At 46.7% G+C, this 12,797-nt stretch carries 7 protein-coding genes; all 7 read right to left on the bottom strand.

The features are described 5' to 3' along the window. Positions 1–180, bottom strand: a complete 180-nt coding sequence (locus ABH008_RS24010) for a hypothetical protein (RefSeq protein ID WP_347990338.1) — start codon at positions 178–180, stop codon at positions 1–3. 458 nt (positions 181–638) lie between these two features. Next, positions 639–995: a hypothetical protein gene (locus tag ABH008_RS24005; RefSeq protein ID WP_347990337.1), complete on the bottom strand. Its 357-nt coding sequence runs from the start codon at positions 993–995 to the stop codon at positions 639–641. 14 nt (positions 996–1,009) lie between these two features. Beyond that, the gene (locus tag ABH008_RS24000; RefSeq protein WP_347990336.1) at positions 1,010–1,246 is read right to left on the bottom strand and encodes a WGR domain-containing protein; all 237 of its coding nucleotides are present in this window, start codon (positions 1,244–1,246) and stop codon (positions 1,010–1,012) included. 130 nt (positions 1,247–1,376) lie between these two features. Further along, positions 1,377–2,333: a site-specific integrase gene (locus ABH008_RS23995; protein WP_347990335.1), complete on the bottom strand. Its 957-nt coding sequence runs from the start codon at positions 2,331–2,333 to the stop codon at positions 1,377–1,379. An 89-nt stretch (positions 2,334–2,422) separates the two neighbouring features. Further along, positions 2,423–3,214 (bottom strand): hypothetical protein, encoded by a 792-nt coding sequence (locus ABH008_RS23990; RefSeq protein ID WP_347990334.1) that lies wholly within the window; start codon positions 3,212–3,214, stop codon positions 2,423–2,425. 351 nt (positions 3,215–3,565) lie between these two features. Next, positions 3,566–3,766: a hypothetical protein gene (locus ABH008_RS23985; protein ID WP_347990333.1), complete on the bottom strand. Its 201-nt coding sequence runs from the start codon at positions 3,764–3,766 to the stop codon at positions 3,566–3,568. Between the two features lie 165 nt (positions 3,767–3,931). Further along, positions 3,932–12,796, bottom strand: coding sequence for a strawberry notch-like NTP hydrolase domain-containing protein (locus ABH008_RS23980; RefSeq protein WP_347990332.1), 8,865 nt, complete (start codon positions 12,794–12,796; stop codon positions 3,932–3,934). Position 12,797: the final 1 nt, after the last annotated feature.

Here is a 12,797-nt window from a genome sequence, read left to right as displayed (position 1 = left end):
TTATTTTTTTACATCCTTTATAATTCTAGGTGGATTTAATTTGTATCGTTTTTTTATCTCTTCCTTAGTCAAAATAGGAGCTGCATCTGGGTCATCTCGAACAGCTTCTTCTATTTCTTTATCAGTTATGTTTTTCAAACGCTCCCAATCTGTTTTAGACTTGTCATTATCTTTGTCCATTTCTTCTACCTTAAATAATTATACAAAAAGATTATAGCGATTCAAAAAATATGTAAACTATTATCAATAGTTACCTAATCTTCTGTAAAGTGTTCGCCTTCTCGTTGCGGGGTTAGCATTACCTATCCATGTCTTGGTCTTGACTTTGATTGCGGTCTTCTGAAAAGACCAGCTTTTTTGGCTGATCTTGGGTTTGTTCAGTTTGAACCTCTTTTTCTTTGTTTTCCTGTAAGGGGTTCTACGCCCTAACCGCCGAAATTTCCGAGCAGCATTGAGGTAATTATAACCTATTGATGTATCGATGTTAATAGTTGTATATCAAATAACGGTCGTTATGAGATTATCAATCTGATAAACATAAATACCGTATAAGACACGAACAATTTGTATGTTTTTCAAGCGAAAAATAGGTTAAGGCTTAACACCTTTGGTTGGACGGAATTTTCGGCGGTTAGGGCTTACAACCCCATATTCGGTATGCGATTGAATGTCTTTTTATTCTGATAAGCCGCCAAAACCGCCTCAACGGTGCATAGATTCTCGGCTTTCAAGCAATATCTAATTCTACTGCTCAGTCCAAATAAAACCAGGTCAACATGATCAAAATCCGATTGAGTCCGCCTTTTATCAACCAACTGAAGCCAATATTGACTATCGCGTAGGGCTTGTTCGCCGATACCGGTAACACCGCGCAATTCGCTGGACTCGACCGCAGCGCGAACCGCATCCACGGATGATAGGCCCAGTTTTAGCAGTTTAGTTTTAATGGCTTTATCTAACCCATATAAAGGATCAGTTTCGAAATCATTTTCCATATAGAACGCCTAAATTACTGCGCAAGACAGTAGCCGCGCTGAACCCGACGCTTAACGATTGAATTCGCCTTATTGATCGCCTGGCTTTCCTCATCAAACCATTCTTCACGGACTGTACCGGGCGAACCGATGCGTCCCCACTCTTTAATCACCGCCCATTCCCCAAAAATGGTTTGAGTAATATGGATGGCATAAAAGCGCTGCTTATTACGCAATGAATCACGGCATTCTAAATAAGCTTGATTCCACATATTGGTTTAAACCGGCATAGGCTTTGGGGTGATAATAATCACTATTTTACCCTTAAATGCCAATATTCTGGTACAGCGGTTAGTGGTTAATCTAATCCCCTCTATTGCGCTCGATAGCACCACAAACAAATCATAATAAATCCGCCCCGGCATGATCTTTAAACAGGTTGGCCGAGCGCACGTAGCCGGCCAGCACATCGGTGGAGCGGTGGCGGCTGACTTCCGCCATTTTGAAGATCGACGCCCCGGCCTCGGCGGCGCTGGTCACGAACCCGGCCCGTAAACTGTGGGCGGCGAAATCGGCGGCCTCCAGGCCGACCTGACCGGCGTAGTGTTTCACCCGATTCGCGACGCTTTTATCGGACAAGGCCGCCTGCCCGACCCGGCTCCCCTTCCCCACAGCCCGGAAAATAGCCCCCGCCTCGATACCGGCCACGGCCAGCCAGCGCTTCAGCGCCGCCACCGGACAGAACAGCACACTGCCGTGGGGGATGGCGATCACCTGCCCTGCCCCTTCCTGGTCGGTCTTGGATTTTCGAATCGTCACCCGCAGCCCGTCGTCCACGAACGCCAGATCGGCGACCGTCAGCGCCACCAGTTCCGCGCGGCGGAACGCGCCGGCAAAGCCCAAGAGCAACAGCGCCCGGTCGCGTTGGCCGACCAGCGTGTGGGGACAGCGGCGCACCATTTCCTTGACGATGTCGGCGGTGGCGGCTTTTTTCTTAGCCGGGGCCGTGCCTTTGGTTCGGCGGATGCCTTTCAAGGCGGCGGTCACGCCTTTATGCGCGGTCGGCGTATCGAGGCCTTTGGCTTCATGGGCGCATTTGATAGCGGCGAGCCGCCGGGTCAGCGTCGAGGCGGCGACACCGGCCCGCGCCTGATCGGCCAGGAACAGCGCCACCGTTTCCGGCGCGGCGGGCAATGCGGTCCGCGCGTGAGCGGCGCACCAGGCGCTGAAAATTTTAAAGTCGCTGGCGTAAGCTTTGCGGGTGGCGAAGCTCAAACTCTGGTCGATGTAGTGTTGGGTGGTTTCGGCCAGTTCTAGCCGTTCCGGGGTGCCGTTTTTGAGAGGAATCAAGTCGGTCATGTGCGGTGGTTTTTAGTTCCGGGAATGGACGTTATCGGAACTAAAAGCATAACAGAAAATCGCCGATTGCTCATGAGGATGCATTCGTTTCAGGGTGCAAAAACCTGACCGTGAAGCTGCTGGATGCGTTGCGCTATCGGTTCAAAAAGAGCCATCATGATGGTCTGTAACTCCTGGGGAACATTGGCGGCTCGCAAAACGTCCGCCAATCCGCCGAATTGTTTAAACCAGTGCTCGTAATGTCCCTCCATGACTTCCCGCTCGACCCACATATCGCGCAGCCCTTGCTCGTCGAGTATCGTTTGCAAGCCGCGTTCAAGCGTCGCCCCTTCCGTGAGCAGGTGGGCGACCGTGGGTTTGACAGCGTCGGGCAGTACCGGCAAGTGACCGTAAGCTGTTTTCGCCTTCTGGTTTTCGATTTCCGCCGCTGCCTCCATCAGCATTCCGTAACGGTAGAGGCCGGGGTATTCACGGCACAGGAAGGCCAGTTTGTCATCGGACACCGTACTCCATAGCCATTGTAAATCGAGGATATGCCCGGCCATATGTTCCAACAGCGCCGCATCACCCAGGCCTTTGGCTTCCAGTTGCCGAACCCGCTGATCAATCGCGGCGGCGATTTTGTGTTCTTTGCTGACGGTCCGTCCGCCAGGCACCTTGATTTTTCCCGTGGCAATGCCCGCCGCGAGCGTCTCTAAGATTTTGGCAAACCGGTAGAATCCGGCAAATTCCGCACACAAGGCGTCCATCTTCGGGCCGGGTGCATTCAGCATCAGATGCTGGAAGTCCGGCATGAAATCGGCCATATCGGAAAGTATCTCGACTTCGAGCAGTTCCAGCGCCTCCAGTTGTTTCATTCGCGCATCGATGCGAGCGGCCATGCGCCGATGCTCTGCTGTTACGGACATGGCGGCACACGCGCTGGGTTTTGTTGCTTCATCGATTCTCCTATAGACCTGTCATCGGCCATGATGTTCTCTTTATAACGGACTTCACCCCCCGAAAACGTATCGGTACCGGAAAAAATCATTATTCTTCACTTTGCTTGGTAGCCTGATACTGATTTAGAGAAAATTTCGCAGCTAACTTATATATAAAAGTGGATTTATGTTTTTGATCAGCACGGGCCACGTACTTTTCAGATGCCAAGCGAGATGATAACAGCATACGCGGAGACGAGAATTACTGATCTGTTTCAATGTTATTGTCATAATATCCACCAAATTAATTAATCAGTCTTCAGCATTATTGAGAATTTCTATTATCCACGCAGATAAAGATAACCCTTTAGCAGTCGCTAAACCTTGCCATTTTTCTTTATCACGCGAACGACAACGTAGCTGTATCATTGCATTCATTTTCACATCTTCCGGCCTAACCGCATTTTTGTTTTTGAGATAGCCAGTTCTGACAGAATTTTGCTGTTTCATCAATTTTTATAAGCTCCATAATCATATATTCATTATATTAACCAAACTTGAATTGTCAATACAAAACAAAAAACATTTAATCCTATATATTGAACATTATAAAAAAAACGCCTCCCGTAAAAGCAAGGCGCAAGGAGTTCCGTCTTTCGACGGTAGGTAGGTAAGGAATCAAATTTTTACAGATTTCCGTTGTTGATGTAGCTGATCATCATTTACAGCCTGGCGCTTAGTAAGCTGTTGCTGCTGGGCTTGCGCTTGATGCTGCTCTACCAAATCATCTACAAATAATCTCACTTGGCGTTCAACTCCATCTTGACCTAGATCGCTTTTCGTAGCCAAATCGTTGAAATCCGTGAACTGCCTCATTTTCGCTATAGCATCACTCTGTTCCTGGCTCATAACATTATTTCTAGCCATTTCAGGTGTTATCTTATCAATTCCAGCCGGATACGATTGCTCCCCTGGTGCAAACACCGGAAAAATTGCAACACCATTAACAGCCACAGCAGCAGATAACGCTTTCTGTTTTCCTGGGTTTTTTCCTTCTGTCATTTCCTGGTGTAAATCGTTATCGCCAGCAATAACAATCAACTTATCAGGAAATTTTTCTTGCAACTGCTTTGCGACTACCGGTAAATTACCGGAATCGAACGCCGCAACAGTCGCATATCCTAGCGATTGCGATAACGTGTCAGCAGTTGCATATCCTTCGCCGATGACAATGGCCGGTGCATCCGCAATGGCATTCAATCCGTCACCACCAACGACATGAAACGTACCTTGTTTTTGCCCACCGGTAGCAAACATCTTTCTACCATTTGATTGAATAGACTGGACTGACTGCACATCGCCATTTATGTCGCTTGCGGCCACCAGCATATCACCAGCGGTAAAAACAAGTTTATCTTTATATTGCTCTCGCAGTTCCTTTGATTCTTTCCAATTCTTACCAATCAAGACAATTGAGTCAGCCGGTAATCCGCCTGCATCATTCGGCACCACCGTTAAGTCGCCTGGTCGAGCTTGCTTGGACTGCAAATACTGATGGCTCTCCTGAGCCGGTGGAGCAACTGCCAATAACTGACGAACAGCACCGGCAACCGCCTGATGCCGTGCGTTCTCTTCTTCCTGACGCCCCTGTAGTTTTGTGGCACTTTCAGCCTGTAGCTTCGCTTTATCGCCCTCGCTTAAAGCATATCCTTTCGCCTTCCATTTTAACTTTTCGCCTGTTCTATTGTTTTGAATAAATCCGGCAGGATGACCATCCATATGTACAAAGTAAAATCCGGCTTTCTCGCCAGCTTTATCACCTGTCGTTTCAATCCTGTGCTTCTTTCCATCCATAATAGGATGATCGCCTTTCACAATACACCCCACAGAACGTAATGCCTCTGTAAATTCATCGTCTGGTGACATTGCCGGGTCTTGCTGGGATTTAACATTATCCGGCAACCATTTTTGCAACTTACTTATATCCGCCGATGGCCCAACATACCACGCCTTATTACCGCCATCCCACTTAGCGCCAAGCGAACGAGCCTCTTTCCTTTCCGAATAAGGAACAGCAAGATATTGCCTTTCCTGGCTTGTAGGCTCATCAGACTTTTTGGCCGCCAAAATCGGTTGCGGATTCGCCCATTTTGAGAATGGCGCTTGATCAACATTAGGAGGTACATACCAAGAGCGTTTTGCACCATCCCAAGCCGCCCCAAGTGCCTTGGCCTCGTCCTTATCTTTAAATGGAACATTGATATAGTTTTTCTCTCCGCCCTGCCCTTGTCCAGTTTCTTGCTTTTGATCTAACTTGGCTACCGTTTGCTGAAACGCTTCATTATTTACCGTCGCCACCAGCTCTGCAGTTTTCCTTTCTTCCCTGGCGGCAGTAATATCCTCCGCCGTGCTGTTCGGATCATTCTTAACCTGTTCCTCATTGAATCGGGCCATTTCAGCGGCCTTTTCGTAATCTTCGACAGTTGCAGATGAAAGTTGAGACAAATCGGAAGGAATAGCATTAAAAGAATTCAACATTTCTGGCGTAATCACAGGGCCGACACCATTATTTTGCTGCCATAATTGCAGTTCAACTTCCACAGCCGTTACTGCATCACGAAAATCATACTGGTCTTCCTTGCCATAGCTATCCTCAAGAGTGACATTATTCCACAATGATTCAATAGCCTTATCTATACGCCCCTCCCGCGCATATTCAATAGCCTTCTGTGTGTGATTAGTACCCTCATCCCTCGCAAACGAACTACGCCACTCAGATATGCCGTCCTGGACGGTTTCGATTATGCTGACAACATTGGCTATCAATTGTTTAGTCGAATTGTCGGTATTATCACTATTCACCATAGCAACCCCCTCTTCAATTTTCGTGGTCGGTTTTATTAAAGATTGCGCTTGCTCTTGAACAAGTAGCTCAGCGGTAGACATAAACGCCTGGGCAAGTCCCTTGCGTTCAAGATAGGCATTACTCATCGAATTATCGTCAGGCGCAACTCCGAACACAGGCGAAAGATTCTTGATAGCGGTTTCAAAGAACTGATCTGAATTATTGCCAGTCACATCGACAACCGTATTCAAGCCCTCTTTACGCAATGCAGCGCCCAGGTTATCGCCTTCAAAGTCTTGAAAATGGTCAAATGTATACTCATTAGTATTGTTCAACACCGTATCGATATCGACGTCCAGCACAGTAGATATTGTGGTAGGTTCAGCATTTTGCTGTTGAACTTGCACATTCTCTTGCTCTTGCACCTGCTTTCGTTCAAAAGCTAATACATAATTCTGAATTTTCTCTGCATCGGCGGCGGCTCTAAAAATTTCCATTGGATCATCTTTTAAAGCCTTGATCCATGAGCCGACATACGCGGCATGTTGACTCGGATCATGACCAATGCCAAGCTCATCACCTAAAATCATACTAGCAATTTCGGCCCTTAATTCCTCCTTGGCGTAAGCTTCAGAACCAAACGGGTTGCCCTTTCCACGGTTTAGGCGATCTTCGTGACCAGTCCAATGTCCTAGCTCATGTAGCGCAGTGGCATAGTAATTTTCAGCGGATGAAAACGCCCCTTTATCCGGCAAATGAATACTATCTGTTCTTGGACGATAAAAAGCCCTACCCCCTCCATTATGCTGAATATCAGCGCCGGATGCGGTCAGAATATGCTCCGCCCTTTCTATGGCGTCCCATGTTTGGGGTTTTTTCTCTAGCGGTGGCAATCCGTCAATTTGTTCAGCATTGAATACAACCGCATTGAATACCTTCGGCCTTTCCAACTTGACCACAACCTTAATCGGATCACCTTCACTATTCAAAACAGGTTTACCGTTATCGTCCCTTTTGGTTTGCTCTTCAGTAAACTTCCAGTATTGAACAAGTGTACCCTTCTCCCCTTTTTTGACTTGCCCACCAAGTTCTCCGGCCTGCTTGTACGTCATCCAGCGTTGATCGTCTCTATCTTGAGACATCAGGTGTATAGAATTGATACCTTTGTACCGATTGCCAGTTGTTGGGTTAAAGGGTAAAAACGCATTAGACTCACCTGGATTCCAAGGTTTTTGCCAAGGTGCAGTTCCCTTCTCAAGTTGTTCAATCAATTTTTCTGCCACAGTTTCATGAAACGGTTTTTTCTTAGTTTCCATTTGAATAACCCCCTGGTTATCAAGGTGACTTAAATTAGCCTGCGTAACAGCAAGGCTATCTGGTTCTGCTTCTGGTTTTGGTGCATTATCTTGAACAGTTTGATCAGTTAAATTAGATAGCCTCTCAAGCTGATTACGAATAACTGCGTTTTGTAGTGCTTTAATGGCCTCGCTTCGCGAACCCAGATCATTGATGTGCGCTATGGCATCATTGTTAGGAATTACAAACCAGTTTCCAGAAAGAATCTCACTATCAATAATGCCACCGCTTATCGGATCAGGATTGGTGACCAATCCGCCCGGTTCAGATTCTGTCCAGCCATCGGGCAATGATTTAACTGAAGCAGCAACATGGGTGGTCTGTATATTCCCTGGTGGGGTGAATGAATTCGATTCTTGCACGATAGAATCATCGTCTTCATTCTGATCGAGTCCCTTTGCCTTATCTTTACTAATGAGATCGATTACCGGTTTCGATGCCGTAATACGCTCGAATATCGACAGACCATTAACGCCAGTAGGGATAAAGACTCTTTCTACCCAAGCAATTCGCTCGGAAAATGTGCCTTGCTCTTGTAACACACGCTTTTCGGCGGACGTAAATGAAGTACGCCCCTTAACTTCGATACGATCCTCGTGGTTAACCTTGGCCGTCGATATTTCCCAACCGTTCGAAAGAATGGCCTTGTTGCCATTTTTGATGGATTCAAACAAATCACTGGACGACATATTGGCAAGACTGGAATCAAGCCCAAGATTCTTTAATGTTTTCTCGGCAGACTTTGGCCCAAGCATCCTACCTAATAGCACTTCGCCATCATCTGTTTGTAAACGCTGGATGAATTCAGAACCTTCCACTCGATCCCAGATCGGGAGAATGACACCCACAAGCATACGTTCGGTTTTAGTTTCGGTTTTCGGCGCACTGTCAACCTGCTCTTTCCAAAGTTTTTCCGCCTCAGCTTCATCAATCGCCCTTGTCAGATTAACCTTTTGAGAAGTGCTAACACCATTGGCACTAACAGTTCGATAGTCATAGCCGCGACTGATAATATCGGCATTATCGATATATCGATAAGCATTGCTTCTGATGGTATGAACGACACCACGATGCACCTCTTTGCCCTCAGAATCCAAGCGTTGACCAATATCAGATAGATAAAAAACATCGCCTTTGTTCTTGCCAATTTCAAAAACGTACCAACCCGCCAAATCACCCTCTTTGCGGTTCATTTTCGACATTTTCTTTGCTTCTTCCCACTCGGTATATTTGACCTCGTTAGCAACAGCAAGCTCGACGTAACGCGTTTGCGCCCCTGTATTTTTATCCTCGTATGCAACGTCCTCACGGGTTTTTATGATGCTCATGGCTTTCATGGTTTGCAGGCCTTGGTCAAACATACCACGCTGCTTTGCATACTCCACGGCCTCAACCAATCGCTTTTCAAACTCACCGAAAACCACATTTTGCATATCGGTCTTTAGCGATAATAGCCTGTTCAAAAACTGCGGAATTGCCGGAATTTTGCTTTCACTCAGTGATGCATTTTCATCTAGCAGATTCAAGCCCATTTGTTTTGTTACATCATGAAACGACAAATCGGTTTTGCCACGATAAAGATCACTGAAGAAGTTTTTTAAGGCGGTAGCAGCATACTGACTTTCAAGATTATCTGAAGCTGTAAACATGCCCTGGCTTGTTGCTTCGCGCTGGCCGCGAGTGAGCGCCCCAAGTTGATCTAATCGACGGGCAATTGACGACACAAAACGCTTTTGTGCCTTAAGATTCGTTGTTGGCAATACATAATGTGGTTCATTGGCTTGATTCGTTCTGTGTGTACGACCAAATCCTTGTACCGCCGCATGCGCTTGCCAACCGGGTTGCAGAATGTAGTGAATACGGCGGCGTTGATTCTCAGCCGTATTATCGGCATGAAAGCTGTAGCCCGTGCCACCCGCCCCGGAAAAAATCAGAATGTCTTTTTTGTTGGCCTGGAATGCTTCGGCATCATGCCGTGATGAGTTTTTACCGCGTTTTTCTTCAACAACTTTGTAACCGCCCTCTTCGTCGCGAGTCTGAACGAAACGACGACTTCTGCCTGTGACTTCCGCCACTCTGTCGGAACCAAAAGCATTAATAATGGAATCTAATGGATTTTCAGTTACCCGAATTTGTTGCAACGTCTCTAACAGTTTATCGCGTAGCGCGACTGCTTCACGATCAAAAACGGGATTACCTTCCGAATCTTTGACAGGCAGATAGGTTTTATTGCCGTTACTGTCTACGGACTCTTCGTAAGCGGCTACCGGAAAACCGTTGCGCACATAATCCATTAACATCTGTCTAGGCGTAAAGTCCAAATCTTCTAGCGCCAAATCATTAGCGGTCGCATCGGCAATAATACGTTCTTGCGTCGCCTCGTTGGTATTAACCAACTGAATGACGGCAACATTACCGACCTCGATCTGGCTGCGAATATCGTCAATGACGGTTGGCGTTTGCATCGCCGTAATAATCTGATTAAAGAACCTTTGGTGAGCGCCCCAAAATTGCGACATAGCCGCGCTTTTGCCATTACCATTTTTACCGGCCTGTGTGATTTCCAGCGCTTGATCGACATTTTCTAATACGACTTGCCACGCCCCGGCCAATTCGTTGTAAATATCTTCTTGTAAATCAGTTAGCTCATGATCAAGACGTTCATAGCTAACGCCGTCATAAGACAATGACCGCGCTATATACATACCCATTGCCTTCATATCGCGACTAATAAGCTCCATCGACGCAAGGCCGCCCTTAGACACATTACTGATAAATGTATTGGTGTCGGCAAACGGAGTACCTTCGCCCCATAAGCCAAGCCGATCTGCATAAGACAAATTACTGATTTCAGTAGCACCGGTAGCTGATACATAAATCACACGCGCATCAGGCAATGCCTTTTGCAAATTGATACCGGCAATGGCTTGCTGCGAGGGTTTTTTAACACCACGATTGCCTTTAACAGCAATCGCATTACCCATCGAATGAGCTTCATCAAAAGCTATGACGCCATCAAAATCCTCACCCAGCCAATCTATGATTTGTTGAGCACGGGTTTTCCCGCCTATTTGACCTAAATCGGTAGCCTGTTTTTTTTCACCGCCGCGAAGTGTTGAATAGGTAGTAAACAGAATCCCGTCTTTTTGGGTGATTTCACCGCTGGCCTTAGTTTTACCTTGAAAGAATATCTTTTTAGGATCGCCGCCAACCCCGGCAAAATCCCTTTTTGCATCTTCAACAAGTCCCTCGTTAAAACTAACCCATACCGCTTTATTGCGGCCTTGCATCATGTTATCGAGAATAATGCCAGAAATTTCACGACCCTTGCCAACACCTGTGCCATCACCAATGAAAAACCCTTTTCTTGATCCGCTCGGCAGTTTTTCAGAATGCGCTTGTCCGGCATAAACAACGGATTCGAGTTGTGCAATGGACAGCAAACCGTTATCAATGACATTTATCGGCAATTTCGGCGAATAAGTCGGTGCGGGTGGTTCCACCGCTGACATTGCAGCACTTTGTACCAATTTCCCAGGATGTTGCTTTGCGCCCGGAATAGATAAGCGTTGCGGTGTGTAGTTAGAAAAAACAGAATCAGTGAATTCCGCAACTTCACCGCTTTTTGCCTCTATCACAATACTGTCTGAACTGCTAATTCTGGTATCTTTCGTTAATGAAAGGGTTGGCGGTTTTGCATATTGCCCTACTCTATGCAACCGTTGTAAATCATCCGGTATAAACCCAAGCACATCCATTCTATGCTCTGGTTTTAGATTCCTTTGTTCTTTTCGCCACTGTTTAATGGCTTCTGCATTTTGATTGGCGGTACCCAAGATAACGCCCGTTGCATGAGAAAATTCCTTTGCCGCTTTGGGATCAACGACCAACGTTGTTTCAAGCACATCAAATAAATGATCTTCTTCAACTTTGGACGTTATAGCAGTACGGGTGGCATCGTTGCTTTTAGTGATGCCACTATTTCCTCCAGTATCTCCGCCGCCGCTGCCTCCAACGTCTCCGACAGGTCTAACTCGAATGCCATTCCCGGTTCCGATTCCGTCATTAACGCCATCGCCACTTGTGGTTGTACTGCCAATTTGGCTATCAGTAGTAACGGTTCCTGAATCGCTCCCGTGTCCAATAGATTCTGTTCCAGTGCCGCTCTCACCAGCACCAAGGCCGCTAGATCGGTTGCCGGGTTGTACGGTATGTTGTTTAGACTGAGTATTAACGATGCTTGTTGGTTTAATGGATGTTGATTGAATTTGCTGACGATCATTTCTGATGCCCTCCAATAATGTTGGTAAATCAGCTACTGACTCGACTTTTCCGGTCAAAACCGGCTGCGTTGTAGCACCTGTTTTATCGATAACTAAAATTTGATTATCAAAAGTCGTACCATACTTCGCATACTCCTTACCGGATATGCCGACATTGGCACGAACGTTGTATTTTTTTTCAATATCTTTCCACCACTGGGCAAATGCTGGACGATCAGCGGCCATGCCATTGCCAACAATGGCGACTAAACGGCCATTATCCTCTAACCGTTTTAACGCTTGCTCAATGTGCCTGGCACCGTTCATCGAATCCCTCTGTCCTTGTACGCGTCCAGCGGTTGATGAAAAAGGCGGATTCATGACAATGACAGTGGGCTTAATATCAAACGGCAATACGTTGTCCAACTGCTCCGCATTTTCTTTGTATATCTTGGCCTGCGGAAACAGTGAGGACAATAAGGCATGCCGACGTGGCGACAATTCATTCAGCACCAAATTAGCCCCGGCAATTTTTGCCCAAATAGCCAAATCACCGGTACCGGCAGACGGTTCGACCATCACCTCATCTTTTTTAACATTGGCAACCCAGTTAGCAACGAATGACAAAGCGGGTGGTGTCGAAAACTGCTGAAATTCTTCCATTTCATCATCACGCCGGGTTTGAGTGGGCAGTTGTTGAATCCAATTCGTTAAATCAATCACTTTATTCTTGGCCGCATCCGCATTATGCTCAGTCCAGTGAGCATCTTCAGTCCCCAATAAATGAATATTAAACGCCGCCTCTAAAGCATCGTAAGCATCCTTAGATGAGTACGTGCCATCGGCTTGTGTACCGCCAAAAGCGCGATTAGCCTCTTCAGTTAAACTTTTTGATGTAATTTCGCCAGTTGTACCCAAACGTTGCGCCAATCGCAACGCCAATAAATGACGCATGTCGTCACTGGATACTTCTAGCGAATCCTTTATCTGAACTACCGGCTTTACAGCCGGTGGCTCGACAATTAGCCAGTCATCGAATAAATCAAGCTGACCTGAGTTAAGAATGGGTTTTTTCGCCATA

Source organism: Methylomonas sp. AM2-LC (assembly GCF_039904985.1).
Taxonomy (GTDB): Bacteria; Pseudomonadota; Gammaproteobacteria; order Methylococcales; family Methylomonadaceae; genus Methylomonas.
The sequence above is the reverse complement of the archived record's forward strand: the minus strand, read 5'-3'. Positions and strand labels throughout refer to the sequence as shown.